This window comes from Kingella sp. SNUBH-2017 (assembly GCF_028680565.1).
GTDB lineage: Bacteria > Pseudomonadota > Gammaproteobacteria > Burkholderiales > Neisseriaceae > Kingella_D > Kingella_D pumchi.
Map to the genome: position 1 here is coordinate 1 of NZ_JAPHVK010000010.1, position 26,981 is coordinate 26,981.

Sequence of the window (26,981 nt, forward strand, 5' to 3'; positions counted from 1 at the left end):
GCTGAACGGGCGGTAACTTCGAGTACAAAAAACTGAAGCAGTTTCTTTTGAATACTCTTTTTTAGTTTACAATGGGTTATCTTCATTTTTGCAGTCTAACATGACTGCTTATCTAGTACAGCCCCATTTAAAAACCGTCAGGCATGAATGCCCGACTGACAGAATTAAAACCATGAAACACTTGCTCATAGATTTTGAAAACGTCCAACCACAAAATTTGGATAAACTGCCAGTAGAAAACACGCATGTTTGGCTGTTTATCGGCGTCATGCACAAAATGCTGCCGGTCAGCCTGGTTAAATCCCTGCTGCGTTTTGGCGAACGCGCCCATCTTGTGCATTTGCAGAAAATGGGCAAAAACGCCTTGGATTTTTATTTGAGCTACTATCTCGGGCAAATTACCGCCACCGACCCAAATGCCCAAATCGGCATACTCTCGCGCGATGGCGGTTACGATGTTTTGGTTGAGCACATTTTAGAAAACCAATACGCTCAAAATATCATTCGCTTAGCCGGCATAGAAGAAGTGCAGCATGAAAAAATCACTGCTTCCCAGCCCGTGCCGTTGATTGAAACCGCGCAACCATCCGAACCATCCAAACCATCCAAACCGCAGCAACCGTTAGCCCCTTATTTTCAGGCTGCCTTGACCGCGCTGCGAAAGCCCGATGCCTTCCGCCCCAATTATCTGCACAATTTGCAGCAGAATTTGCGCAAATATATTTTGCATGATTTGTTTGCCGATAAAACGGACGAAGAATGCGAAGCCACAACCATTGCAGTAACCAATAAACTTAAAGCGCAAAACCTGATTCAAATCGATGAGCAAAATCGCGTGTCTTATCACGTGAGCGATGCGGATTTATTACAAAAAATCCAACGTTATATTCTGAGTCAAAAGCCCAAAACCTATGCAGATTTTCAGGCTGCCGTGGAAAACCGTGCAAACGCATTGTGTTTGAACATCAGCCAAGACGATATTCAAGCGTTTGCATACTATTTGGGTGAGCAGAATTTAATCCGCCAAGAGAGCGGAAAAATAGAATATGCACCTTTTGCAGAACCCAAGCCGAAGCCAACTCCAAAGCAGCCTGAAAATTATCAGCCCGATGAAACGGTATGGAAAAAGATAACGGCTGCTTTATCGGCTTCAAAGCCGAACAGACCAAATAAGGTTAGCGCGTTGCGTAACATGATTAAATCCCTTGCAAAATACAGCGACCAAGAAACGGAAAAGCTGGTACAACATTTGCAGGTCAAAAAAATTCTGCGTCTTGACGGGACAAAAATCGTCTATCTCAAATAAGCCGATACGCCGTCTGAAAACTTTTCAGGCAGTAGGTCGGGCATTGATGCCCGACAAGCCAGGACAAATTTAAAAACCGTCGGGCATAAATGCCCGACCTACTTATGCCCGATACGCCGTCTGAAAGCTCCAAAGGTAGCCTGAAAACTCCGCAAGAATCGGGTCGTTTGCATCGCGTCTTTTCCTTAAAATCCGTCCCTGTTACCAAGCAACTGACAGAAAAGGAAAAACCATGCAAAACGATTTTTTGAATCTGAATGGCAAAGTCGCCGCCGTTATCGGCGCGTCGTCGGGCATTGGCAGGGCAACGGCCTTGCTGTTGGCGAAACAGGGCGCGGCGGTGGTGTTGTGTGCGCGGCGGGCGGACGAATTGGCGCAGACGGCGGCGTTGGTGCGCGAGGCGGGTGGCAGGGCGGAAACGGTAGCGGGCGACGCGCGGCAGCCTGAAACCCATGCGGCGGTGGTGCGTACGGCGGAACAGGTTTTCGGCGGGCTGGATATTGCGGTCAACAATGTTGGCGCACTGGGCGTGTACAAGCCGCTTGCCGAGCTGTCGCCCGATGAATGGCGCGACACGCTAGAGAGTAATTTGACTACCGCATTTTTGGGCGCGCGCAGCCAAATCCCGGCGATGCTGGCGCGCGGCGGCGGAGCGCTGGTGTTCACATCTAGCTTTGTCGGCAGCAGCGTTGCCCTGCCGAACCTGTCGGCGTACGGCACGGCAAAAGCGGCGTTGAGCGCGTTGGTAAAAGGCATTACTGCCGATTATGCGGCACAGGGCATCCGCGCCAACGCGGTGCTTTCGGGCGGTGTGGATACGAATATGGCGGGCAACGCGGAGCAAAAGGCGTGGGCGGCGGGGCTGCACGCGGTCAAACGCATCGCGCAGCCTGAAGAAATCGCCTCGGTGATTGCCTTTCTTGCCAGCCCAGCGGCGAGTTTTGTCACCGGCGCGTCGCTGTTTGCCGACGGCGGCAATTCATCGGTGAAATAGGGTTCTGCCCGACGGCGTTTCAGGCTGCCTGAAATGCCGTCGGGCACCTTCAATCACAGGAGCATATATGAAATATTGGATAGGCACAGTTTCCCAAGAACACGTTTTACGCGGTGTCGCAGGCGGCTTTTGCCAAGTCTGCCACGGCAAAGCCGCCCCGCTCAACCGCATGAAACGCGGCGACTGGCTGCTGTATTACAGCCCAAAAATCCGTTTGGACGGCAACGAAAAGCTGCAAGCCTTTACCGCGTTCGGGCAAATTCTGGACGAGCGAGCCTATCCATTTCAGATGAGTGAAACTTTTATCCCGTTTCGCCGCAATGTGGCGTATGCCCAAATTGTGCGCGATTGTCCGCTAGACATCGCCCGCCAGCATGGCGAATGGAAACAATACGCCAGCCTGCTGCGCTACGGGCATTTTGAAATTTCGCAAGATTTTTTTAACCGGGTTACAAGCTATATGCTCAGGCAGCCTGAAAACGCATCCGCACCCAATCCACAGCAAGCAAGTTTGTTTTAACGTTTCAGGCTGCCTGAAATACTGTCGGGCAAACTGCAAAAGCGTTTTTCCTTTATCTAAAACAAACTGGAAATACGATGACTCCCGCCGAACAAATCCAATTCGCCCGCATCGCCGCCGCGATAGAGTTTCTCTACGACCACCACCGCGAGCAGCCCGACCTGGCCGCCGTTGCCGCACACGTCCACCTCAGCCCCCAGCACTTGCAGCGGCAATTTCAGCAGTGGGCGGGCATCAGCCCGAAAAAAATGCTGCAACACATCAGCATTGAAAACGCCAAACGCATCTTGCACGCGCAAGGCAGCGTGCAGGATGCCGCGCTGGCAAGCGGCCTAAGCGGCACCGGGCGGCTGCACGACCTCTTTACCACCATAGAAGGCATGACCCCGGGCGAATACAAAAACGGCGGCGCCGGCCTGCAAATAGACTGGCAGCTCGCCGCCAGCCCCTACGGCAGCGTGTTGGTCGCCAACACCGGCAAAGGCATCTGCTTCCTCAGTTTCGCCGACGACCCCGCCGCCGAACGCGCGCGCCTGCAAGCCCTTTTCCCCAATGCCGAACTGCGCAACGCCGCCAGCGAAATGCAGGCACAAGCTCTGCACGCCCTGCAACATCCGCCGCAGCAGCTGATCGCTTTGCACATCAAAGGCACACCGTTCCAACTCAAAGTATGGCAGGCACTGCTCAACATCCCGCGCGGACAACTCGCCGACTACGGCACACTCGCCGCGCGCATCGGACATCCCAAAGCCTGCCGCGCCGTCGGCACCGCAGTCGGCAGCAACCCCGTCGCCGTGCTGATACCCTGCCACCGCGTTATCCGCCAAACCGGTATGGTTGGCGGCTACCGCTGGCATCGCGGGCGGAAAATCGCCCTGTTGGGCAAGGAATTGGAATCAACATGAACCTGTTCAGTCCCCACCCCGACGACAACCTGCTGCCCTACGACGGCATCGTCAACGACTACGGCGTCATTTTCACCCTGCAGCAAGCTGATGATTACCTTGCCTATTTGGAGCACAACATCGCATGGCGGCACGATGAAGCCGTTATCTACGGCAAACACATCATTACCGCCCGCCAAGTCGCTTGGTACGGCGAGCAAAATTTCGCCTACACCTATTCCGGCACCACCCGCACCGCCCTGCCGTGGGACGGCGTGTTATCCGACATCAAACAGCAGGTAGAACAACAGCTTGCCGCCGTCAGCCCCGTCTGCTTCAACTCCTGCCTGCTCAACCGCTACGCCGACGGCAGTCAGGGCATGGCGTGGCACAGCGACGACGAAGCCAGTCTGGGCAAAAACAGCGTAATTGCCTCCGTCAGCTTCGGCGCAACGCGGAAATTCGCCTTCAAACACAAACAAACACAGGAAAAGCGCGAATTCATGCTGCAACACGGGCAGCTCATCGTGATGCGCGGCAGCACCCAAACCCACTGGCGGCACGCCGTGATGAAAAGCAGCAAAATCCACACCCCGCGCATCAACCTGACCTTCCGCACCATGCTGCCGCAGGGCTAGGTTTTTGGTTTACAGACGGCGTTTTCAGGCAGCCTGAAAAATAGACCTTTTGCGAAAGTATCCTGAAGATTTACAATTCCCAAATGAAATACGAAAACCTAATCCAAAGAAGCGACAGGGAATTCAAACGGCTCACAGGTGTAACACCCGTCCTTTTTCACGAAATGCTGCAAGTCACCACAGAAGCAGAAAGCCGGAAGGTCAAGTCGGGCAGTCCGCATACGCTCGGTTTGGCAGACCAACTGCTGCTTACCCTAAGTTATCTGCGCCATTACCATACCCAACTCGAATTGGCCGCCATCTACGGCCTTTCCGAAAGCAATGTCTGCCGCACCATCCGTAAAACCGAGGACGCCCTCATCCGTTGCAAACGCTTCTCCCTGCCAAAACACAAGAATCCGGGCGATCAAACGGTCATCATTGACGTTACCGAAAGCCCGATTGAACGTCCCAAAAAAACAGCGGCAGTATTACAGCGGCAAGAAAAAGCGACATACGGTTAAAATCCGGGTCATATACGGCAGAGAAACTGAAAAAATCATCAGTATCCGGACGGGGATGGGTGCCCGGCATGACATGCGTTTAGCCAAGAAGCACCTTGCAGAGCTTTATCCCTACAAACTGTTCCAAGATAATAACGGCGACGGTTTTCATAGCATTTTCCTTTTTCGGTTTAAAAATGATTTCAGGCTACCTGAAACACCTTTTATCGTTTTCAGGTAGCCTTTATGATGGCGATTACGCTACCGCGTCGGTTGTTTTTAAAGCGCGGTCAGGAAAGTCAAAGAACCCAATATCACACCAACCGCATTGGGCACAATTAAAATCCAGTCTTTCTTGGGTTCTTTGCTCCAACCATATAAAACCCAAATCAAACAGGATACTGCCGCAAACAGAGGTTGCCACGGTTGCGCCTTTGCCCCATCCAAATTGGCGATAATTTGGGGAATATAGGCGATGAATACAAAAATCCCGATTGCCGCGCCTATGCTTCCGATAAAAGTATTGAATTTTTTCTTGCTTATCATGAATAAGTATCCTTTCTAAAAAATTAATATTATACATACAGTTATATAGTGTGTCAATATTGCCGCCGAAATACCGGCTGTGGAGCAAATATTGATACCCGAGCGGTTTCCTGTAGGAAATCGTTGCGCTGTTTACACTTTTCCTAACTATCTAGGACAGCCCTATAGTCATTGCGGATAAGGGTTATCAAGGATTGGCTAAAACCGGATTACAGACCCCGAAAAAGAAATCCAAACATCATCCGCTGGACAAACAGGATAAAGAGGCGAACAGGCGGTTAGGCAAACTCAGAACCGTCATCGGGCACATCAACAGGAAGCTGAAGATATTCAAAATCTTGTCGCTGCCTTACCGCAACAGGCGGAAACGGTTCGGGTTAAGGGCAAATCTGATTGCAGGACTGGTTAATGCGATGGGATGAATATTTTCGCAAGAGGTCTAATACCGATACCGTCTGAAAACAGCGCACGCCCTGCGCAAGCAACACTCAGGCAGCCTGAAACCCGCCGCCGTCATTCCTGCGCAGGCGGGAATCTTGGTAGAATTTGAGCAACAAATTGTTTTTAAACAGTTGCCGAATATCCACTAAGATTCCCGCCTGAGCGGGAATGACGGCATAAGTTACGCCGTCTGAAAACAATATGCGCCACAAAGGCAGCCTGAAACCGATTTCCCCATTCCAAACCTACTATGCAAGCCACTCAAACTCATCCAAACAAAACCCCCGGCACGCCGTCTGAAAACCATTCAGCCAGCCCTAAACCCCGCTACCGCCTGACCAAAATCGGCGAGCAAATGGCACGTCTGCCGATTGACCCGAAAGTCGCCCGCATTTTGCTGGCGGCGAAAAAGCACGACTGTATGGCGGAAATCCTGGTGATTGTGTCCGCGCTGTCCATTCAAGACCCGCGCGAGCGGCCTCTGGAAGCGCGTGAAGCCGCTGCCAAGGCGCATGAGCGGTTTGCCGACAAGCAGTCGGATTTTCTCGCCTACCTGAATATTTGGGACAGCTTCCAGCGCGAGCGCGACAAGGGTTTGTCCAACCGCCAGATGGTGGCGTGGTGTCATCAGTATTTTCTGTCGCACCTGCGGATGCGCGAATGGCGTGAGCTGCACGCGCAACTGGCGCAGATTGCCATTGAAATGGGTTTGACCGATAAGGAAAGCGCGTTTCGCAAACCCGAAGCCGCCGCACCGCAGGTTTCAGGCAGCCTGAAAACGCAAACGCCGTCTGAAAAGCAGTCCGCCGACCTTGCCGCCCGTCTGAAACAAAAAGAGTTGGACAAAAAACACGCCCGCGCCGAGCGCCGCGCCGCCAAGGAAGCGAGTTACGAACAAATCCACCGCGCCCTGCTCACGGGCTTGATTGCCAACGTCGGCATGAAATCGCCCGACGGCAACGACTACACCGGCGCGCGCGGCAGCCGTTTTCATCTGTTCCCCGCGTCCGCGCTGTTCAAAAGCAAGCCCAAATGGGTGATGGCGGCGGAGCTCACCGAAACCACGCGCCTGTACGCGCGCGATGTGGCGGCGATTCAGCCCGAATGGATTGAGCAGGAAGCGCCGCATTTGGTGAAATACCATTATTTTGAGCCGCATTGGGAGCAAAAACGCGGCGAAGTCGTCGCCAGCGAGCGCGTAACACTGTACGGGCTGACCGTGCTGCCGCGCCGCCCCGTCGCCTACGGCAGAATCGCCCCCGAAGAAGCGCGCGAAATCTTTATCCGCAGCGCATTGGTCGCCCAAGAAATGGGCAGTTTCACCGCGCCGTTTTTCGTGCACAACCAAAAACTGATCCGCGAAGTCGCCGAGCTGGAACACAAATCGCGCCGCCAAGATGTGCTGGTGGACGATGAGATTTTGTTTGAGTTTTACGATGCGCGTTTGCCCAAAACTGTGTTTAAAAGCGGCGGTGAGATAGTCGGTCAGTCTGAAAATGCGGTTTTGCCGTCTGAAAATAAGGCAGGCTGGGTCGCGACCCAACAAAATGTACAAAGGCTGCCTGAAAACGTAGGTCGGATTCTTGAATCCGACATTTGTGCAGCGTCAAAAGTTTTGTCGGATACGAGTATCCGACCTACACGCGTTTCAGACGGCCTTTCAGGCAGCCTGAAACCCCATATCCGCCCCGCCACAACTAGCGATGCCGCCGCCCTTGCCGAATTGTTCTGCCGCGCCGTCAAACACATCTCAAACAGCCATTACAGCGAGCAGGAAAAAAACGCATGGCTGCAAGGCGCGGACGATGCCGAGTTTTGGCAACAACGCATTGGCGGCGGCAATGTCCGCGTCGCCACGCACAACGGGCGCATGCTCGGTTTTATTGAATACCAGCCCGAACAAAGCCACCTAAACTGTCTCTTTACCGACCCGAGCTACCAGCAGCAAGGTATTGCCACCGCGCTGCTGAATGCCGTTTTGCCATCGGCAGACAGCGGCAAAACCATAACGGTAGACGCATCCAAAGCCGCATTGGCATTTTTCCAAAAACAAGGCTTTGTGCGGCAACACGAAAACCAAATCCCACGCAACGGCTTGGTTTTGACCAATTACCGCATGGTTCGTCAGGCAAACCATGTCCAAAAGCAGCCTGAAGATAAGGTAGCTTGGGTCGCGACCCAACAAAACACCCAAACGTCGTCCGAAACATTTTCAGGTAGCCTAAAAGACAATAGGCAGCCTGAAAACGCAAAAACGCCGTCTGAAAACCTTTCAGACGACCCCAAACCCAAAAAGCAGCCTGCACCCCAAAAAGGCCGCCTGAAACCCCTACCCCTCGCCGACATCCGCACCTTCCAAGCCTGGCTCCAAACCGCCGAGCGCGACAACCCGCGCCTGCTGTTCCTCAGCCGCGACGACCTCATGCAGCACGCCGCCGCGCACATCACCGAAGAACAATTCCCCAAACACTGGCAAACCGCAGACGGCAAATTCAAACTCAGCTACCGCTTCGAGCCGCACCACCCGCTCGACGGCGTTACCCTCACCCTGCCGCTCACCGTGCTCAACCGCATCAGCCCCGCCGCCCTCGAATGGCTCGTACCCGGCATGATACGCGAAAAAATCCAGCTACAAATCAAAGCATTGCCCAAGCAAATCCGCCGCATCTGCGTGCCCGTGCCCGAATTCATCACCCAATTTTTAAGCCAAAACCCCGACCGCAACGCCCCCATCCTGCCCCAACTCGCCCAAGCCATCGCCAAAACCGCAGGCGACATCCGCATACTCGAGCAAATCAACCAAGACGAATGGGCCGCGTTCAAGCTGCCCGAACACTGCTATTTCAACCTCCGCATCATCGACGACGGCGGACAAGAATTAGCCATGGGGCGCGATTTAATCCAAATCCAACAACAACTTGGCAAAGCCGCCGCCACCACCTTCCGCGACAACACCCAAGAATTCGAGCGCGACAACGTCACCACATGGGACATCGGCACCCTGCCCGAATCCATCAAATTCGCACGCGGCAAACAACAGCTCACCGGCTACCTCGGCCTGCAAAAAGAAAAAGACGGCCGCATCGCCCTGCGCCTGTTCGACACGTCCGCCGCCGCCGAACAAGCCCACAGATTAGGCGTGATCGAACTCATGAAACTACAACTAAAAGAACAAGTTAAAGACCTGAACAAAGGTATCCAAGGCTTCACCCAAGCCGCCATGCTGCTCAAGCACATCAACGCCGACACCCTGCGCGACGACCTCACCCAAGCCGTTTGCGACCGCGCCTTTATCGGCGAAGACGAGCTGCCGCGCAACGAAAAAGCCTTCAAAGAACAAATCAAACGCGCCCGCAGCCGCCTGCCCGCCGTCAAAGAAGCCCTCAGTCGCTACTTGCAGGAAACCGCCGCCGCCTACGCCGAACTGAACGGCAAACTCGGCAAACACCCGCTCACCCACCTCCTGCGCCAACGCCTGCAAACCCTGCTCGCCGCCGGCTTCGCCACCCGCACCCCGTGGGCACAATGGCCGCGCCTCCCCATCTACCTCAAAGCCATGACCCTGCGCCTCGAAAAATACAGCAGCAACCCCGCCCGCGACGCAGCCCGCGAAGCCGATATTCAAGAGCTGGAACAAATGTGGCAGGAAAAAACCGACAGCTTGGTAAAACAAGGATTGCCCGTTTCAGACGACCTAGCCGCGTTTAAATGGATGATTGAGGAATTGAGGGTGTCGCTGTTTGCGCAGGAATTGAAGACACCGTATCCGGTGTCGGTGAAGAGGTTGTTGAAGGAGTGGGAGAGGTTGAAATAAATGAAGGCTACCTGAAAATTTTCAGGTAGCCTTAAACATTTAAATTTTATATTTCAAAAAATAATGCATGGAATGTGGTCTTTCTAACTACTACCCTTTTCAACCAATTCCAAAGCAGCCTGCACCCCCTTTCTTGTTTTCAGAAAGTAAGACGTAATTTTGATTACAAAAAATTCAACCGTTTTTTAATATTCTCTTACCTGATTTGTCATTGCTTACCTGTATTCTCATATCCGAGTACGTTATTCCGCTTTATTTTTCATCTGTTTTACTAATTTATGAAATTGAGTATAGAATGAATTGGGAATTCCCCAACCACCTCACCTCATAGGAGACTGCATCATGAGCGACATCCCTGAAATCCTGCAAAACCCGCTGACCAACAAAGACACGGCGTTTACCGTTGAAGAGCGTAAGAAATACGGCCTAATCGGCCGCCTGCCCGCAGCGGTGGAAACGCTTGACCAACAAGCCGTACGCGCCTACCGCCAATACGCTTCATATGCCGAAAATATTGAAAAATATATTTTTCTCGACCAGCTGCACAACCGCAACGAAGTGCTGTATTACAAACTGCTGACCGACCATTTGGCGGAGATGCTGCCGATTGTGTACGACCCGACTGTAGGCGAAGCAATTAAGAAATGGAGCCGTGACTACCGCCGTTCGCGCGCGGTGTATTTGGATATCAACCACCCCGAAGCCATTCGCGAATCCCTTGAATCTTTGGGGCTGGGTGCGAACGATGTGGATTTGATTGTAGTGTCGGACGCGGAAGAAATACTCGGCATCGGCGACTGGGGCGTGAATGGTACGGATATTTCCGTCGGCAAACTGGCGGTTTACACCGCTGCCGCAGGCATCGATCCAGCGCGCACCATTGCCGTCAATCTTGATGTTGGTACAGACAACGAAGCCTTGCTCAACGACCCCACCTACCTCGGCAACCGCCACGCCCGCGTGCGCGGCGAACGCTACGACGCACTGATTGCCGAATACCTGAAAACAGCAGCGGAATTGTTCCCCAACGCGCTGCTGCACTTTGAAGATTTCGGTCCGTCCAACGCGCGCCGCATTTTGGTGGAAAACCGCGAACGCTACCGTATTTTCAACGACGATATGCAGGGGACGGGCGCGATTGTGATGGCGGCAGTATTCTCCGGATTGAAAGTAACCAAACAAAACTTTGCCGAACAGCGTCTGGTTGTTTACGGCGCGGGTACGGCGGGTACGGGCATGGCAGACCAAATCAGCGCGGCCATGCAGCGCGACGGACTCTCCCGCGAAGAAGCCAAGAAACGCGTATGGCTGATAGACATCAACGGCTTGGTTACCGACGATATGCCGAATCTACCGGATTATCAGCAGGAATATGCTCGTCCTGCCGCCGAAGTGGCTGCATGGACGAAAACCAACGGCAAAATCAGCCTACTGGAAGTGGTCAAACAGGTCAAACCGACCATCTTAATCGGCACATCCACCGATCACGGTGCGTTTACCGAAGAAGTGGTGAAAGCGCTGTGCGCGGGCGTAGAACGGCCTATTTTGCTGCCGCTGTCCAATCCGACGGAGAAAATCGAAGTCATGCCTACCGACGCGGTTCAATGGTCGGACGGCAAAGCGTTAATTTCTGTCGGTATTCCTGTTCCGCCTGTTCCTTATAAAGGCGTGAACTACCAAATCGGACAAGCCAACAACGCCATGCTTTATCCGGGTCTGGGCTTGGGCGTGATCGTCTCCGGCGCGAAAGAAGTTACCGATGGTATGCTGCTTGCCGCCGCCGAAGCCGTAGCATCACAAGTGAACCCGCAAGATACAGGCGCATCCCTGCTGCCGCCAGTGGACAACCTGCGCGCGTCATCCGCCACTGTGGCGGTTGCCGTGGCGAAACAGGCGGTCAAGGACGGTGTAGCGACCAAACAGCCTGAAAACTGGGTACAGGCCGTGCAGGATGCGATGTGGCAGCCTGTATACCGCTGATTATCCAATCATTGCATTCCAAATAAATTATCGCCTCCTTTCAAGCACCTAAAAGGTCGTCTGAACCCCATTTTCAGACGACCTTTTGCCCCTTTGCAAAGCAAATCTTCCCGCCGCCATCTCCCCAAACATCGCCGAACCAGTAAACTTCCCATGTTTCAACAACTTCTTGGAAGCAAACCATGTCCGGTATCTACCTACCCCGCCTATTTCCGCCCCACATCGCCGAACGCGGACTGCTGTATTTTCAGCAGGGTAAGGTTCGCGATGTCCAAAAAACTTCCGCCGGGCGTTATCGGGCGGAGGTGTGCGGTTCGGAAAACTATTCGGTATGGCTGAAGCTGGATAGTGATTTGTACATTAAGGACGGGGGCTGCGATTGTCCTTATGGCTGGGCGTGCAGCAGCCTGAAATCATTCTCTTTGTATCGTGCTCTAACACCAAAGGCTACCTGAAAACCATTTTTCAGGTAGCCTTTCTCTTAGGGGCTGACGTAGATTAGCCCTAAATTCCACACCACTCCCGCAAGATTTTTAGCTGTTGGGACGGTGTGCCGAAGTTAAACCGAAATTCGCATTCTTTCAAGAATAGCGGGAAAGATTTGCGATCGATTCCGTTGTATTTGCGCAAGACGCGTTTCGCCTGATTCCAAAAGTTTTCAATGCCGTTAATGTGGTTCTGGCGGTCGGCAAATTCCTTGGAATGGTTGATGCGGTAATGGATAAAACCGCTCACATCCAACTTGTCGTAGCTGCTCAGACTATACAGTATAAACAATACTGTCCGGCATGATTTTCCTTTTGATGACAGGCATTAAAGTATCGGACTTGGCATTATCTACGACAACGGTATAGACCCGTCCGTTGCGTTTCAGAATGCCAAAGACAACCACTTTTCCTGCCGCACCACGACCATGTCTGCTTTTACGCCGTCCGCCGAAATAGCTTTCGTCCAACTCAACAGAGCCCTCAAAAACCTTATCGGCAGCCAAGGCTAAATGATGGTTGATGACCATACGGATTTTGCGGTAGAACAGGACTGCCGAATTGGGATGAATACCCAAAATATCGGCGGCAGAACGGGCGGTAACTTCGAGTACAAAAAATTCAAGCAGTTTCTTTTGAATACTCTTTTTTAGTTTGCAACGGGTTATCTTCATTTTTGCAGTCTAACATGACTGCTTATCTAGTACAGCCCTTATAAAATTTAACAAATAATGCAAGTTCATAGCTTGTGTTCCAACTTTATCTATGCGCCCAAAAAACGACTACCTAGCCTACCAAATTCTTTCCGCCGTATCCGAAATCCCCATCGGCAAAGTCGCCACCTACGGCCAAATCGCCCGTCTAATTGGCAGGGACAAAAACGCCCGCCTGGTCGGCAGCGTGCTGCGCCATGCGGCGGATTACGGCGATTATCCTTGTCACCGCGTGGTCAATGCCGCAGGGCGGCTGGTGCCGGGTTGGGCGGCGCAGGCAGATTTGCTGCGCGATGAAGGTGTGGAATTGAAAGACGAAACCCATCTGCCTGAAACGGTATCAATGGGATTGTTAGTTTCTGGCAGCACCAACAAAAAGCAGCCTGAAAACCGCGAATCCGGTTTTCAGGCTGCCTGGTTTCAAAACGGCGCGATGCCGGCGGCGGGGCTTACATCATGCCCATGCCGCCCATTCCGCCCATGCCGCCGCCCATATCGGGCATGGCGGGTTTGTCTTCGGGGATGTCGGCGATCATGCACTCGGTGGTCAGCATCAGGCCGGCGATGGAAGCGGCGTGTTGCAGGGCGCTGCGGGTTACTTTGGCCGGGTCGAGCACGCCCATGGCGATCATGTCGCCGTAGGTGTCGTTGCCGGCGTTGTAGCCGAAGTTGCCTTCGCCTTCGAGCACTTTGTTGACCACCACGCTGGCTTCGCCGCCGGCATTGGCAACGATTTGGCGCAGCGGGGCTTCAACGGCGCGCAGGACGATTTTCACGCCTGCTTCCTGGTCGGCGTTGTCGGCATGAACCTTTTGCAGGGCGGCACGGGCGCGCAGCAGGGCGACACCGCCGCCGGCAACCACGCCTTCTTCAACGGCGGCACGGGTGGCGTGCAGCGCGTCGTCCACGCGGTCTTTTTTCTCTTTCATTTCGACTTCGGTAGCAGCCCCCACTTTGATCACGGCTACGCCGCCGGCCAGTTTGGCCACGCGTTCTTGCAGTTTTTCTTTGTCGTAATCGCTGGTGGCGGTTTCGATCTGCTTGCGGATTTCGCTGACGCGGGCGTCGATCAGGGCTTTGTCGCCGATGCCGTCGATGATGGTGGTGTTTTCTTTACCCACTTCGATGCGTTTGGCCTGGCCCAGGTGTTCAAGCTTGGTTTCTTCGAGCGACAGGCCGACTTCTTCGGCAATCACGGTGCCGCCGGTCAAAATGGCGATGTCCTGCAGCATGGCTTTGCGGCGATCGCCAAAGCCCGGGGCTTTGACGGCAACGGTTTTCAGGATGCCGCGCAGATTGTTCACCACCAGAGTGGCCAGCGCTTCGCCTTCAACGTCTTCGGCAATAATCAAGAGCGGACGGCTGGTTTTGGCCACTTGTTCCAAAACGGGCAGCAGATCGCGGATGTTGCTGATTTTTTTGTCGAACAGCAGCACGAAGGGGCTGTCGAGACCGGCGATTTGTTTTTCGGGGTCGTTCACGAAATAGGGCGACAGGTAGCCGCGGTCAAACTGCATGCCTTTGACCACTTCCAATTCGTTTTCCAGCGATTTGCCGTCTTCCACGGTAATCACGCCTTCTTTGCCCACTTCCTGCATCGCGTCGGCGATGATTTTGCCGACCTGCTCGTCGGAGTTGGCGGAGATGGAGCCAACTTGGGCGATCTGCTCGTAGGTTTCGCAGGGTTTGGAGATGTTTTTCAGCTCGTCAACCAGCGCGGCCACGGCTTTGTCGATGCCGCGTTTCAGATCGGTGGGGTTCATGCCGGCGGTAACGTATTTCATGCCTTCGCCGACCACGGCCTGCGCCAGCACGGTGGCGGTGGTGGTGCCGTCGCCCGCCACGTCGTTGGTTTTGGACGCCACTTCTTTCACCATTTGCGCGCCCATGTTTTCAAACTTGTCTTTCAATTCGATTTCTTTGGCCACGGTAACGCCGTCTTTGGTGATGTGCGGGCCGCCGAAGGAGCGGTCAAGCACCACGTTGCGGCCTTTGGGGCCGAGGGTTACGCGCACGGCGTTGGCCAGTACGTTTACGCCGTTTACCATTTTCTGACGCACGTCGGCGCCGAATTGAACGTCTTTTGCTGCCATAATCAATTTACTCCAAAGGGTTTTTTAATTTTCAGGCTGCCTGAAACGGCAGTCCCGGGTACATATTAAAGATGCTGCCTGCGGATTTATTCGACAATGCCGAAGATGTCTTCTTCGCGCATCACCAGCAATTCCTGGCCGTCGGCTTTAACGGTTTGGCCGCTGTATTTGCCGAACAGCACTTTGTCGCCGACTTTCACATCCAAAGCGCGGCGCTGGCCGTCTTTGCCCACTTTGCCGGCACCCACGGCGATTACTTCGCCGATATCGGGTTTTTCGGCGGCAGAGCCCGGCAGGATGATGCCAGATGCGGTTTTCTCTTCAGCTTCCAAGCGTTTCACAACCACACGGTCGTGCAGGGGGCGGATAGTCATGTTTTACTCCGGATAATCAGGGTTGGACAAAAAAGCAATACAGACCGAAGTCTGCAACGGACGGGTAAATTAAGGCGGCAGCAGACGAATTCAAGGGCGGGGCGCACAAAAAAATATGCCGTTGCAACAAACGTTTCGCGCAAACGGTACTTTGATTCAGGCTGCTTTTGCCGTTTCAGGCTGCCTGCCGGCGGCGTTTGACCGGCAAATCAGGTTAAAATGCCGCGCCCGCAAACAGCGCCGTGCCGCTGCGTTTGCGGCAGCCTGAAAACCGGTGCGGCCGCCTGCCTGCCGCGCCTTTGTGATTGGAGAAGCGTATGGTTTACCGCATTCCCGAGCGCCAAGATTTTTCCCCCGCCCGCGTGCTGGTGGTGGGCGACGTGATGCTCGACCGCTACTGGTTTGGCGACGTGTCGCGCATTTCGCCCGAAGCGCCGGTGCCGGTGGCGAGAATCACCAAAACCGAACACCGTGCCGGCGGCGCCGCCAACGTTGCCCGCAATATTGCCGCGCTCGGCGGTCAGGCCGCGCTGCTGGCGGTTTGCGGCGAAGACGATGCCGCCGATACGCTGGAAGGCCTGATGCGCGACAACGGTGTGGCGCCTCATCTCGAGCGCTGCCCCGGCTTTGAAACCACCCTGAAGCTGCGCGTGCTTGCCCGCCAGCAGCAGCTGATCCGTTTGGATTTCGAGCAGCGCCCCAGCGCAGGCAGCCTGAAAAACGTGCTGCGCCGCTACCGCGAACTGCTGCCCGAGTACGATGCGGTGATTCTTTCCGACTACGGCAAAGGCGTGCTGGCCGAAGTCGCCCAGATGCTCGCCGAAGCCCGTGCCGCCGGCAAGCCGGTGCTGATCGACCCCAAAGGCAGCGACTACCGCAAATACCACGGCGCCACCCTGATTACCCCCAACCGCGCCGAGCTGCGGGAAGTAACCGGCAACTGGCAAGATGAAGAAGAGCTGGGCTTCAAAGCGCAAAACCTGCGCCAGCAGCTCGATTTGCAGGCGTTGCTGCTGACCCGCAGCGAAGAGGGCATGAGCCTTTACCGCGCCGGCCAGACCGACCACCAGCCCACCCGCGCCCAAGAGGTGTACGACGTTTCCGGCGCCGGCGATACCGTAATCGCCGCCATGGGGCTGTGCCTGGCTGCCGGCTACACGCTGACCGACGCCATGCACGCCGCCAATGCCGCCGCCGGCGTGGTGGTCGCCAAACTCGGCACCGCCGTATGCAGTTTCGACGAGTTGCGCGCGGCGCTGGCGGCTGGCTAAACACACGAAACCCGCCGCCAAACGTTTTCAGGCTGCTTTGTGTTCAACCATCGCAAGGCAGCCTGAAAATAGGTTTACGCACTTTGGCATCCCCCCAGCAAAACACGCCTTTTATGCGTTTTCAGGCTGCCTTGCCCACAACAGCCAAACGCTCCCATCATCTAAATTAACAAGGAAATGCTATGTCTAAAATCCTACTCTCCGCCCTTCTGCTCGTGCTGCCCGTCGCCGGCTTCGCCGCGCCCAAAGGCAAATCAACCGTTGCGCCCAAAGCCGGCGATTTTATCGGCAACTGGCAATGCCGCACCCAAATAGGCGATGAAGTGCAAGACGACAGCACCATACAATTTAAGCCCAACGCTCGTTACACCAGCCAAGCAACGCTTACCTTCCGCATAGATGCGCCCGGCGAAAAAGGCTCGTCCCAACCCGGCAGCAACGACAAAACCAACTATCAATACAAGCTAACCGCAAACGGCAAATGGAGCGTGCGCGGCAACATTCTCACTTTCCATGACCAAAAAACCACCAAGCTGCACAAACACAGACCCGCTGCGCCTGAGTTGTCCCCTGCGCCCGATTCGCCCGAAGCGGCGATAGACAAACAGCTCGCCCGCATCTTGCAAAACAGAAGCAGCGAATCCTATCGCATACTCACCTTCACCCCCGATTTGTTTACGCTTACCAACGCCGCCAATCCCCCGCTGATGGGCATGACATGCCAGCGCATCAAAAAATAACAATCCACAGACCGCCTTTGTTCCGCGCAAAAGCAGCCTGAAAACCGCCGATACGGTTTTCAGGCTGCTTTTGCGCCCGTCAAACGGCATCCGTTTTTCAGGCTGCCTTTAATGCCTGATCGACGTCCTGCCAGATGTCTTCGATGTCTTCGATGCCCACCGACAGGCGCAGCAGGCCGGGGGTGATGCCGTGGGCTTCTTTGAACGCCGGCGGCATGCCGCTGTGCGACTGGCTGTAGCAGTGGTTCACCAGCGTTTCGACGCCGCCGAGGCTGGAGGCCATTTGCACCAACTTAAAGGTGCGCACCACGCGGTCGGCGGCTTCGCGGCTGTCGTTTTTCAGGCGCAGGGAAACCACGCCGCCAAAGCCGCGCATCTGGCGTTTGGCCAAATCGTGATGCTCGTGGCTTTCCAAGCCGGGGTAATAGACGGCGGCCACGGCGGGGTGGTGTTGCAGGCGGCGGGCGGTTTCCAGCGCGTTGCTTTGGTGCGCCTGCATCCGCACCGCCAGCGTTTTGATGCCGCGCAGCACCAGCCAGCAGTCCATCGGGCCGGCCACGCCGCCGGTGTTGACCATCATATTGTGCATGGCTTTGGCCAGCGCTTCGTCTTTGAGTGCCAGCACGCCCATCAGCACGTCGGAATGGCCGCACAGGTATTTGGTGGCCGAATGCAGAACGATGTCGCAGCCCATATCCAGCGGGTTTTGCAGATAGGGCGTGGCAAAGGTGTTGTCGCAGCCGACCAGCGCGCCGGCGGCTTTGGCCTTTTGCGCCAGCAGCGGGATATCGACCAGCCGCAGCAGCGGGTTGGACGGAGTTTCCAGCCACACCAGTTTCACCGGCTGCGCCGCCAGCGCGGCATCCAGGTTTTCAGGCTGCGTCAGATCGGCGAACACTACGTTCACGCCCCAAGGCGCGTAAACCTGGGTGAGCAGGTCGTGGACGCCGCCGTAGATGTCGGACACCGCCAGCACGGTATCGCCCGGGCGCAGCACGGTGCGGAACACGCAGTCGGCGGCGGCCATGCCGCTGGCAAAGGCCAGACCGCGGCTGCCGTGTTCGAGCGCGGCTACAGTGTCTTCGAGTACCTGGCGGGTGGGGTTGGACAGGCGCGAATAGCGGTGGGGGATGTTTTCACCGATGGCGTGCATGGCGAACATGCTGTTCTGGTACAGCGGCGGCATGATGGCGCGGTTGTGTTCGTCGGGATTGTAGGCGGCGTGGATGGCTTCGGTGGCAAACTTCACAACAGGCTCCTTGTTTGTATGGTCGGGCGTTTCAGGCTGCCTGAAACGCGGATGGGGCGGATAGCCAGAATCAATTTTGGGCGTATGTCAAACAACAGGCCAAATGATATACTTGCCCGCCCCGCAGCGAAAGGGGCGGCAGCGCGGCTTTCAGGCTGCCTGAAACCACACACCACACACACCCGATTTGAAGGACTTCCCCCGCATGAGTGCCATCGCAGACGTGCAAAGCAGCAAAGACCTGCGCAATCTCCCCATCAACCGCGTCGGCATCAAAGACCTGCGCTTCCCGATCCGCGTGCGCCACCGCGAAGGCGAACAGGCCACGGTGGCACGGATGACGATGACCGTGTTCCTGCCGGCCGAACAAAAAGGCACGCATATGTCGCGCTTTGTCGAACTGATGGAAGCGCAAAGCGAAGCCTTCGATGCCGGCAGCATGCGGGTTCTGCTGGAAAAAATGCTCGCGCGGCTCGGTGCCGACGCCGGCAGCATCAGCGCCGCTTTTCCGTTTTTCCGCACCAAAGCCGCGCCGGTGTCCGGCATCCGCTCGCTGCTCGATTACGACATCGTTTTGAGCGGCGACCTTGACGGCGGCCGCTACCGCAGCCGGCTGAAAATCCTGATTCCGGTTACCAGCCTGTGCCCCTGCTCGAAAGAAATCTCCGAGTACGGCGCCCACAACCAGCGCTCGCACGTTACCGTTACCCTTGATTGCGCCGAGAGCATGCCGCCGGAAGACATCATCGACATCATCGAAAACCAGGCCTCCTGCCAGCTCTACGGCCTGCTCAAACGCCCCGACGAAAAATTCGTTACCGAACGTGCCTACGAAAACCCGAAATTCGTCGAAGACATCGTGCGCGACGCCGCTGCGGCGCTGGCTGCCGACCCGCGCATCAGCGAGTTTATGGTCGAGAGCGAAAACTTCGAATCCATCCACAACCATTCGGCCTACGCCTATATCGCCTCCGCCGGCTTTCAGGCAGCCTGAAAGTTTTTCCGCGCAGCAAAACAGGACGGCAGCCCGGGTTGCCGTCTTGCTTTGTCAGACGCTTACGCATAACATACGCCGCTTTCACATCGGGATACGCGCATGGCCGTGCCGTTTATTGAGTTTCGCGAAGTCGCCTTCGCCTACGACGAACGACCGGTGCTCAAGCAGGTAAGCTTCAGCATCGGCGAAGGGCGTTTCGCCGCCGTGATGGGCGGCTCGGGCAGCGGCAAAACCACGCTGATGCGCCTGATTACCGGCCAGCTGCAGCCCACTACCGGCCAGGTTTTGGTGCAGGGACGCGATTTGGCGTCTTTCAGCCGCCGCGAGCTCGACGAACACCGCCGGCGCATGGGTGTGCTGTTTCAGCACGGCGCGCTGTTTACTGATTTGTCGGTGTACGAAAATATCGCTTTCCCAATGCGCGAGCTGACCGCGCTGCCCGAAGAAGCGGTGCGCGATCTGGTGCTGCTCAAACTGAACGCCGTCGGGCTGTACGGCGTCGAAAATCTGATGCCCGCCGAGCTCTCCGGCGGCATGGCGCGGCGGGTGGCGCTGGCGCGAACCATCGCACTCGATCCCGAACTGGTGCTGTACGACGAACCCTTTACCGGCCTTGATCCGATTTCACTGGGTGTCATCGCCCATCTGATCAGCCGTGTCAACCGTTCGCTGCGCTCCACCAGCGTGATGGTTACCCACGACATCGAAAAATCGCTGCAGATTGTCGATCAGGTGATTTTCCTAGCCCACGGCGAAATCGTGTTTTCCGGCACGCCCGACGAAATGCGCGAACTCGATTCGCCGTGGGTGCGCCAGTTTGTCGGCGGCCTGCCCAACGGGCCGGTGGCTTTCCGTTATCCGGCGCAGCAGGATTTGCGCCAGGATTTGCTCTCGCCGCGCAAAGGCAGGGCAGCCTGAAACCGCCACCGGATGCTTTCAGGCTGCCTGAAAGCGTTAATCAGGCAGCCTGAAAACCCAAACCCGCATTTGAACGTTTGTGCACCTTAAACTATGGAACTGATCCGCATCCTCGGGGCGAACACCCTGGGTTTTATCCGCTCGCTCGGCGCAGTCAGCCTATTTCTGCTGCGTATCTTGGCGCGCTCGCCCGCGCAGCTGGCGCGGCTGCGGCTGACCGTGCGCCAGATGTATTTTGCCGGCGTGCTGTCGGTGCTGATTGTGGCGGTGTCCGGCCTGTTTGTCGGCATGGTACTGGGGCTGCAGGGCTATACCCAGCTGGCGAAATTCAAATCGGCCGACATTTTGGGCTATATGGTGGCCGCCTCGCTGCTGCGCGAACTGGGGCCGGTGCTGGCGGCGATTTTGTTTGCCAGCAGCGCCGGCGGTGCGATGACCAGCGAAATCGGCCTGATGAAAACCACCGAGCAGCTCGAAGCGATGGGCATGATGGCCGTCGATCCGGTGTCGCGGGTGGTGGTGCCGCGCTTTTGGGCGGGCGTGCTGTCGATGCCGCTGCTGGCGTCGGTGTTTAATGTTGCCGGCATCGCCGGCGCCTATCTGATCGGCGTCGAATGGCTGGGGCTGGACAGCGGCGTGTTTTGGTCGCAGATGCAGAACAACATCGCTTTGGGCTATGATGTGCTCAACGGCCTGACCAAATCGGCGGTGTTCGGCGTCGCAGTTACGCTGATTGCCGTTTACCAGGGTTTTCACTGCGTGCCTACCGCCGAAGGCATCCTGCGGGCAAGCACCCGCACCGTCGTCGCCTCCGCCCTGTGCGTGCTGGCTTTGGATTTTGTATTAACCGCATTTATGTTTGCCGGATAAGCCGATGAAAAAAAGCGTTTTGGAAATTTGGGTCGGACTGTTTGTCCTATTGGGTTTTGCCGCGCTGGCGGCGCTCGCTTTCCGCGTCGCCGGCGGCGGCAGCGGCTTTTCAGGCAGCCGTCCCAGCTATACGGTTTATGCCGAGTTCGCCGACATCGGCAGCCTGAAAGTGCAGGCGCCGGTGCGTACCGCCGGCGTGCTGGTGGGCAGGGTGAGCCGTATCGAACTCGACCCGCAGAACTTCCAGGCCAAAGTCAGCCTAGAAATCGACAGCCAATACCGCTACAGCAGCGATGCCAGCGCCCAAATCCTCACTTCCGGCCTGCTGGGCGAGCAATACATCGGCTTGAGCCAGGGTGGCGAAGAAGAGAAGCTGGAAAACGGCGACACCATCGCCCTCACCACCTCCGCCGTGGTGCTGGAAAACCTGATCAACCAGTTTATCGGCAACTTTATAAACAAAGAAGAGAAAACCGACTCCGCCGCTTCCGCCCCGGCGGCTTCCGAATAACACGGGGCAAGGAAAGGAAACCTTATGAAAAAATCTGCAATCGCCACCGCGCTGGCCATCGGCGCCATGAGCATCGGCCTGGCTTTCGCCAGCCCGCAGCAGGCCGTCAACCAGGTTCGCGACAATTCCAACCAAGTGCTCGCCATCCTGAAAAAAGCCAACGGCAAAAACGATGCCGCCGTGCGCCGCGAAGCCGAAAACTACGCGGTTCCCTATTTCGATTTCGACCTGATGACCCGTGTGGCCGTCGGCGCGCCGTGGAACCAGGCCAGCGAAGCGCAGAAGCAGGAATTGGTGAAAGAACACCGCGCCATGCTGATCCGCACCTATTCGCGCCAGATGCTGATGTACAAAAACGCCAAAGTCGATATCAAAGGCAATCCGGTAGTCAAAAACGGCGGCAAGCTGTTGGGCAACAAACAGATTGTCGAAGTGCACGCCGTGATTCAGGCGCCCGGCCAGCAGCCGGTGCAGGCCGTTTTCAGTACCTATCAGGACGGCAAAGTCTATCGCGTGTTCAACGTCAGCTTTGAAGGCGTGTTCGACTTGGTACGCGGCCAGAAAAAACAGTTTGAGCCGGTACTCAAAGAAAAAGGCGTCGAAGGCCTGATTGCCGATCTGAAAGCGAAAAACGGCGGCAAATAATGGACAGCGAAGTGCGCAGCGGCTGCCTGCACCTGCGCGGCGACATCACCGTCCGCAGCCTGAACGGCAAAAACTACCGCCGCTTCCAAGAGCAGTGCCGGCAGTCTGAAACCCACAGCATCGACTGGAGCGGCGTGGCCGCCGTCGATTCCGCCAGCCTGTCGCTACTGCTCGCCGCCCGCCGCATCCGCGGCGCAGGCAGCCTGAAACATCTGGCGCTGCCCGCCGCCGCCCGCGAGCTGGCCGCCCTTTACGACATCGAAGACTGGATCGCCGAATGAAAGCCGCCCACGCCGCCCTTTGCGCGCTGGCATTGTGTTTCAGCCTGAGCGCCCTTGCCGATCACCCGCAGGACCCGTATGAGAAATACAACCGCGCGGTATTCAAGTTCAACGACAAGGCCGACCGCTACGTCTTAAGCCCTGCCGCCCGCGCCTATCGCGCCGTTACCCCCAAGCCCGCGCGCAGCGCCGTCAGCAACTTTTTCAACAACCTGCGCGACATCGGCAGCATCGGCAGCAATCTTTTGCGCGGCAACGTGCGCAAAGCCGGCTACGACTTTATGCGCGTGGCGGTCAATTCCACCTTCGGCCTTGGCGGCCTGATCAATATCGCCGACGCCGCCGGCATGCCCAACAACAAAAACACCCTCGGCGACACCTTCGCCAGCTGGGGCTGGAAGCGCAGCAATTATTTCGTCCTGCCGCTGATGGGGCCGTCCACCATACGCGACAGCGTCGGCGGCGTGGTTGCCGTGCTGTATTCGCCCGAACGGCTGCTGATGCCCGCCGCCGGCGTCCGCTACGGCGCCGCCGGCCTGAACGTCGTCAGCCAGCGCGAGCAGCTGCTGGATCTGACCGATACGCTTGACCAGGTTGCGCTCGACAAATACGCCTACACCCGCGACGTTTATCTTGCCCTGCGCGCCAAGCAAACCGGCAATACCGACCCGGCCGCCGCCGACGGCGAGCTGTCCGATCCCGCCTTGTCCGCCAGCCCCGATGCCGGCGCCGGCGACGATTTGACCGACCCCGAACTCGAAAACGGCGCCGATAACAGCAACGGCAGCGCCAAGCAGCCTGAAAACGCTGCCACTGCAGCCAGCGAAACTGCAAGCCCAAGCCCCGCGACCGATGCCAACGCCGACAGCAGGCAGCCTGAAAACGCCGGCGCCGCCGAAAGCAGCGCATCCGCGCCCGCCGCCGAGTAGCCGGCAACAGCAGCCTGTGTAGCGTAGCGGAGTTGCGGAGCTAAAAAACCGCCGCCGCATTGCGCGCCGCCCCAAGTCCACCGCGATAAGGAAAATCCATGTACGAAGTCAACCGCAGCGTTTTTCTGCTGATTCCGCTCGAACCCTTCTGGGCGTGGCTGGAGAGCCTGCCCGGCGGCAAAACCGAAGGGCTGACCCTCGAAGATTTGCAGGCCGACGCCAATTCCTATCTCGTCGCCCCCTGCGAAAACGCCGATGAAGTGTGGGACCAGATCCAAAGCCATCTCGAAACCGTGTTCGCCGCCGAGCTGGCCGACTGGTGTGAAGACGAAAGCACCTGGCCCGAGCTGCATCCGGATATTTTCCACGAATGGTTCGACATCGAGCTCTCCAGCGTCATCACCGATTTGAGCGAAGATGCGCTGGTGCGCGAGAGCTTCCGCCCGATTACCCTGCTTAACTGACGGCGCAGGCAGCCTGAAACCATGAGCGAAGCCCACCGCATTCTCGTCCACAACTGCCATCTGGACGGCTACGGCCACGTCAATAACGCGCGCTATCTCGAATTTCTCGAGCAGGCGCGCTGGACGTATTTCCGCCGCGCCGGCGTGCTCGACGAATTGGGCGGCGCCCGCCTGGTTGTCGCCCATATCGACATCCGCTACCGCCACGCCGCCGTGCTCGACGACGAGTTGCTGATTGCCAGCCGCCTGCTCGAAGTCCAGTCGCGCCGCCTGCTGGTCGCCCAAACCGTTACCGTTGCCCAGAGCGGCAAAACCGCCGCCGAAGCCGCCGTAACCCTGATTCCCACCCGCGACGCCCGCGCGTTCAGGCTGCCTGACACGCTGCTGGCCGCCCTGCAGCACATCCGCACACAAACCCCGTCTTAAAACAATGAAAAAAATCATCCTGCCCCTGTTCTCCATCATCCTGGTTGGCGGCCTGATTGCCTTTGCCCTGTCGCAAGACAAGCCCGCCGCCCCCGCCTTCAGCCTTACCGATCTCAACGGCCAAACGCTGTCCGAACAAGACTTCCAAAACCGCGTAACCCTAGTCAATTTCTGGTTTCCCACCTGCCCCGGCTGCGTCAGCGAAATGCCCAAGCTGGTGAAAATGGACGGCGACTACCGCGGCCGCGACTTCCAGATTCTCGCCATATCCGTGCCCGTCAGTCCGGAAAACGGTCTCGAACAGGTGCGCGCCTACAGCGAACAGCGCCGCCTGCCCTTTCGCGTCGCCTTCGATGCCGAACGCAGCGTTAGCCGCAGCTATCTGAACACCGAGCTTTACCCCACCAGCGTCTTGATCGATAAACAGGGCAAGGTGCTGAAAACCTATGTCGGCATCCCCGATTTTGCCGCGCTGTACCGTGAAGTCGATGCCGAACTGGCCAAATAAACCGGCCGCCGCAGGCAGCCTGAAAGCCGCCGCAAGGTGTTTTTTCCCGTCGGGAAGCACTTTGCGCCCTTTCAGGCTGCCTGTATTTCTGGCGGCGGCGCTGCTTTCAGGCTGCCTGTCGCTGCCCTCGCAGGACGGGCGCGAGCAGAGCAGCTTTATCGACACTGCTGCTTCGCCGCTGCTGGCTGCCGCGCTGCGGCTGCCGCCGCTGGATAACGGTACTCCGCCGCCGGAAATCTCCGCCGCGCCCAAGCAGCCTGAAAACGGCGCAGCGGCATCGGCTGCGGTTTCAGGCAGCCTGAAAGCCGATGGGGCAGGGCAGCCTGAACACGCCAGCGATACGCCGGCAGCCGTTCCCACAAGCAGCGAAACCGCAGCGGCAGCGGGTGATGCAGACGGCAGGCAGCCTGAAAATTCCGCCGCCGTCGCACCCCTTAAAGGCGCAAACGGCGAAAGCAGCCTGAAAAGTGCCGAGCAGCCGTCGCCGCAACCGCATCCCGCCGGCGACGGCCGCCTGCCGACCCTGCTGTATGTGATTGACGACGCCCAAGATGCTTTCGTCGCCCGTGCCGAGCTGATCGACCACGCCCAAGTGTCGCTCGACATCCGCTACTACATCTGGCGCAAAGACCTTACCGGCCGCCTGCTGATGCAGAAAGTGCTGGCCGCCGCCGACCGCGGCGTGCGCGTGCGCCTGCTTTTGGACGACAACAACACCCGCGGCATGGACGGCTATCTGGCCGCCGTCAACCGCCATCCCAATATCAGCGTGCGCCTGTTCAACCCCTTTCTCCACCGCAAATGGCGCTTTCTCGGCTATCTCACCGACTTCCCGCGCCTGAACCGGCGCATGCACAACAAATCGCTCACCGCCGACAACCAGATGGCGGTCATCGGCGGGCGCAACATCGGCGATTCCTACTTCGGCAGCCATCCCGACACCGCCTTTGCCGATACCGACGTGCTGCTGGCCGGGCCGGTGGTGCGCGAAATCTCGCAGGATTTCGACCGCTACTGGCACAGCGATTCGGCCTATCCCTTCGAGCGCATCGTCGCCAACGCGCAGCCTGAAACCATTGCCGCCGCCCCCGATGCCGCCCAGCGCGCCTTTTTGCAGACGCTGGCCGACAGCCCGCTGCGCCAGGCCGTCGATGCCGGGCGGGTGGACTACATCCGCGCCGACACCCGTTTGGTGAGCGACGACCCCGACAAAGCCCTCGACCGCCGCATCCGCATCAATATCGCCGACGAAATCGAGCAGGCGATGCAAACACCCGAGCGCGAAATGTATCTGGTCAGCGCCTACTTCGTGCCCGGCCGCAGCGGGCTGAAACTGTTTGACAGCCTTGCGCGGCGCAGCGTTGCCGTTACCGTGTTCACCAACTCGCTGCGCGCCACCGACGTTGCCGCCGTCCATTCCGGCTACGCCCGCTACCGCCGCCGCCTGCTGGAATCCGGCGTTACCCTCTACGAATTCAAGCCCGGCCAGGCTGTGGCCGCGCGCGGTAAAGACAAAGGCCTGACCGGCTCTTCCACCAGCCTGCACGCCAAAACCTTTATTTTCGACCGCGAGCGCGTGTTTGTCGGCTCCTTCAACCTTGACCCGCGCTCCGCCCGCCTCAACACCGAAATGGGGCTGATGATCTACTACCCGCCGCTGGCCGCGCAAATGCAGGCGCACCTTGAGCGGGTAACCGCCGCCGAAGCCTACCGCGTCAGCCTGGACAGCAGCGGCAAGCTGCGCTGGCGCGACCCGCAAACCGGCGAAACCTCCAAGCGCGAGCCCGAAGCCGGCACTTGGAAACGGCTGCTCAACAATTTCCTGTCGCTGCTGCCAATCGAGCGTTTGCTGTAAACGCCGCACCCGAATGCCAAGCAGCCTGAAAACCCGTGTTTGCGGTT

Annotated in this window: 25 protein-coding genes and 5 pseudogenes; 24 read left to right on the forward strand and 6 right to left on the reverse strand. The window is 57.2% G+C overall.

Annotated features, from left to right (window positions below; translation table 11 throughout):
* Positions 1–86, reverse strand: a pseudogene (locus OP500_RS08235) (IS1595 family transposase); the annotation flags it as partial.
* Between the two features lie 86 nt (positions 87–172).
* Between OP500_RS08235 and OP500_RS08240 the strand changes: the two are divergent.
* The 6 genes and pseudogenes from OP500_RS08240 to OP500_RS08265 all read left to right on the forward strand — a co-directional run.
* On the forward strand, positions 173–1,306 hold the full coding sequence (locus OP500_RS08240; RefSeq protein ID WP_274070675.1) for a PIN domain-containing protein: 1,134 nt from the start codon (positions 173–175) through the stop codon (positions 1,304–1,306).
* Between the two features lie 232 nt (positions 1,307–1,538).
* Positions 1,539–2,300: an SDR family oxidoreductase gene (locus OP500_RS08245; RefSeq protein WP_238746812.1), complete on the forward strand. Its 762-nt coding sequence runs from the start codon at positions 1,539–1,541 to the stop codon at positions 2,298–2,300.
* 67 nt (positions 2,301–2,367) lie between these two features.
* Positions 2,368–2,820, forward strand: a complete 453-nt coding sequence (locus OP500_RS08250) for an EVE domain-containing protein (protein WP_009427618.1) — start codon at positions 2,368–2,370, stop codon at positions 2,818–2,820.
* 77 nt (positions 2,821–2,897) lie between these two features.
* Entirely contained in the window at positions 2,898–3,725 is an 828-nt protein-coding gene (locus OP500_RS08255) for a bifunctional transcriptional activator/DNA repair enzyme AdaA (protein WP_238746809.1), read from the forward strand.
* On the forward strand, positions 3,722–4,342 hold the full coding sequence (locus tag OP500_RS08260; protein WP_274070676.1) for an alpha-ketoglutarate-dependent dioxygenase AlkB: 621 nt from the start codon (positions 3,722–3,724) through the stop codon (positions 4,340–4,342). The genes OP500_RS08255 and OP500_RS08260 overlap by 4 nt, the downstream gene beginning before the upstream one ends.
* Positions 4,343–4,425: 83 nt before the next feature.
* Positions 4,426–4,984: pseudogene (locus tag OP500_RS08265) on the forward strand (transposase family protein); the annotation flags it as partial.
* 119 nt (positions 4,985–5,103) lie between these two features.
* Here the strand turns inward: OP500_RS08265 and OP500_RS08270 are convergent.
* Positions 5,104–5,370, reverse strand: a complete 267-nt coding sequence (locus OP500_RS08270) for a SemiSWEET family transporter (RefSeq protein WP_003784708.1) — start codon at positions 5,368–5,370, stop codon at positions 5,104–5,106.
* 164 nt (positions 5,371–5,534) lie between these two features.
* Here OP500_RS08270 and OP500_RS08275 point away from each other — a divergent pair.
* The 4 genes and pseudogenes from OP500_RS08275 to OP500_RS08290 form a co-directional block, all read left to right on the forward strand.
* A pseudogene (locus OP500_RS08275) lies at positions 5,535–5,792 on the forward strand (transposase family protein); the annotation flags it as partial.
* 269 nt (positions 5,793–6,061) lie between these two features.
* Positions 6,062–9,625, forward strand: coding sequence for a GNAT family N-acetyltransferase (locus tag OP500_RS08280; protein WP_274070677.1), 3,564 nt, complete (start codon positions 6,062–6,064; stop codon positions 9,623–9,625).
* Between the two features lie 342 nt (positions 9,626–9,967).
* Positions 9,968–11,605, forward strand: a complete 1,638-nt coding sequence (locus tag OP500_RS08285; RefSeq protein WP_274070678.1) for an NAD-dependent malic enzyme — start codon at positions 9,968–9,970, stop codon at positions 11,603–11,605.
* Positions 11,606–11,787: 182 nt separating this feature from the next.
* A complete protein-coding gene (locus OP500_RS08290; protein WP_274070679.1) occupies positions 11,788–12,060 on the forward strand; it encodes an SWIM zinc finger family protein in 273 nt (90 codons plus the stop codon).
* A 49-nt stretch (positions 12,061–12,109) separates the two neighbouring features.
* Here OP500_RS08290 and OP500_RS08295 read toward each other — a convergent pair.
* Positions 12,110–12,764 (reverse strand): annotated as a pseudogene (locus OP500_RS08295) (IS1595 family transposase).
* A 91-nt stretch (positions 12,765–12,855) separates the two neighbouring features.
* Here OP500_RS08295 and OP500_RS08300 point away from each other — a divergent pair.
* Positions 12,856–13,047: pseudogene (locus OP500_RS08300) on the forward strand (MGMT family protein); the annotation flags it as partial.
* A 205-nt stretch (positions 13,048–13,252) separates the two neighbouring features.
* Here OP500_RS08300 and groL read toward each other — a convergent pair.
* Both groL and OP500_RS08310 read right to left on the reverse strand, forming a co-directional pair.
* Positions 13,253–14,896, reverse strand: coding sequence for a chaperonin GroEL (gene groL / locus OP500_RS08305; RefSeq protein ID WP_274070680.1), 1,644 nt, complete (start codon positions 14,894–14,896; stop codon positions 13,253–13,255).
* An 86-nt stretch (positions 14,897–14,982) separates the two neighbouring features.
* On the reverse strand, positions 14,983–15,270 hold the full coding sequence (locus OP500_RS08310) for a co-chaperone GroES (RefSeq protein ID WP_238746780.1): 288 nt from the start codon (positions 15,268–15,270) through the stop codon (positions 14,983–14,985).
* A gap of 317 nt (positions 15,271–15,587) precedes the next feature.
* Here OP500_RS08310 and rfaE1 point away from each other — a divergent pair, with 317 nt between their 5' ends.
* Positions 15,588–16,541 (forward strand): D-glycero-beta-D-manno-heptose-7-phosphate kinase, encoded by a 954-nt coding sequence (gene rfaE1, locus OP500_RS08315; RefSeq protein ID WP_274070681.1) that lies wholly within the window; start codon positions 15,588–15,590, stop codon positions 16,539–16,541.
* A gap of 182 nt (positions 16,542–16,723) precedes the next feature.
* Positions 16,724–17,281 (forward strand): hypothetical protein, encoded by a 558-nt coding sequence (locus OP500_RS08320; protein WP_274070682.1) that lies wholly within the window; start codon positions 16,724–16,726, stop codon positions 17,279–17,281.
* 97 nt (positions 17,282–17,378) lie between these two features.
* Here the strand turns inward: OP500_RS08320 and OP500_RS08325 are convergent, their stop codons facing one another.
* The gene (locus OP500_RS08325; RefSeq protein ID WP_274070683.1) at positions 17,379–18,530 is read right to left on the reverse strand and encodes a trans-sulfuration enzyme family protein; all 1,152 of its coding nucleotides are present in this window, start codon (positions 18,528–18,530) and stop codon (positions 17,379–17,381) included.
* 205 nt (positions 18,531–18,735) lie between these two features.
* Between OP500_RS08325 and folE2 the strand changes: the two genes are divergently transcribed.
* The 11 genes from folE2 (at position 18,736) to OP500_RS08380 (ending at position 26,934) form a co-directional block, all read left to right on the forward strand.
* The gene (gene folE2 / locus OP500_RS08330; RefSeq protein ID WP_274070684.1) at positions 18,736–19,524 is read left to right on the forward strand and encodes a GTP cyclohydrolase FolE2; all 789 of its coding nucleotides are present in this window, start codon (positions 18,736–18,738) and stop codon (positions 19,522–19,524) included.
* Positions 19,525–19,626: 102 nt separating this feature from the next.
* Entirely contained in the window at positions 19,627–20,445 is an 819-nt protein-coding gene (locus tag OP500_RS08335; protein ID WP_274070685.1) for an ABC transporter ATP-binding protein, read from the forward strand.
* Between the two features lie 93 nt (positions 20,446–20,538).
* Positions 20,539–21,315: a lipid asymmetry maintenance ABC transporter permease subunit MlaE gene (gene mlaE, locus OP500_RS08340; RefSeq protein ID WP_274070686.1), complete on the forward strand. Its 777-nt coding sequence runs from the start codon at positions 20,539–20,541 to the stop codon at positions 21,313–21,315.
* 4 nt (positions 21,316–21,319) lie between these two features.
* A complete protein-coding gene (gene mlaD, locus OP500_RS08345) occupies positions 21,320–21,826 on the forward strand; it encodes an outer membrane lipid asymmetry maintenance protein MlaD (protein ID WP_238746752.1) in 507 nt (168 codons plus the stop codon).
* A 24-nt stretch (positions 21,827–21,850) separates the two neighbouring features.
* Positions 21,851–22,471, forward strand: coding sequence for an MlaC/ttg2D family ABC transporter substrate-binding protein (locus OP500_RS08350; RefSeq protein WP_274070687.1), 621 nt, complete (start codon positions 21,851–21,853; stop codon positions 22,469–22,471).
* The gene (locus tag OP500_RS08355) at positions 22,471–22,752 is read left to right on the forward strand and encodes an STAS domain-containing protein (RefSeq protein ID WP_274070688.1); all 282 of its coding nucleotides are present in this window, start codon (positions 22,471–22,473) and stop codon (positions 22,750–22,752) included. Before OP500_RS08350 ends, OP500_RS08355 begins: the two co-directional genes overlap by 1 nt.
* Positions 22,749–23,681 carry an MlaA family lipoprotein gene (locus OP500_RS08360; protein ID WP_274070689.1) on the forward strand — a complete coding sequence of 311 codons (933 nt, stop codon included), beginning with the start codon at positions 22,749–22,751 and terminating at the stop codon, positions 23,679–23,681. Before OP500_RS08355 ends, OP500_RS08360 begins: the two co-directional genes overlap by 4 nt.
* A gap of 98 nt (positions 23,682–23,779) precedes the next feature.
* On the forward strand, positions 23,780–24,145 hold the full coding sequence (locus OP500_RS08365) for a VacJ (protein ID WP_238746748.1): 366 nt from the start codon (positions 23,780–23,782) through the stop codon (positions 24,143–24,145).
* A gap of 21 nt (positions 24,146–24,166) precedes the next feature.
* Positions 24,167–24,571 (forward strand): acyl-CoA thioesterase, encoded by a 405-nt coding sequence (locus OP500_RS08370; RefSeq protein ID WP_274070690.1) that lies wholly within the window; start codon positions 24,167–24,169, stop codon positions 24,569–24,571.
* A gap of 4 nt (positions 24,572–24,575) precedes the next feature.
* Complete coding sequence (locus OP500_RS08375; RefSeq protein ID WP_274070691.1) at positions 24,576–25,079, forward strand: peroxiredoxin family protein; 504 nt, start codon at positions 24,576–24,578, stop codon at positions 25,077–25,079.
* Positions 25,060–26,934, forward strand: a complete 1,875-nt coding sequence (locus tag OP500_RS08380; protein ID WP_274070692.1) for a phospholipase D family protein — start codon at positions 25,060–25,062, stop codon at positions 26,932–26,934. The genes OP500_RS08375 and OP500_RS08380 overlap by 20 nt, the downstream gene beginning before the upstream one ends.
* Positions 26,935–26,981: the final 47 nt, after the last annotated feature.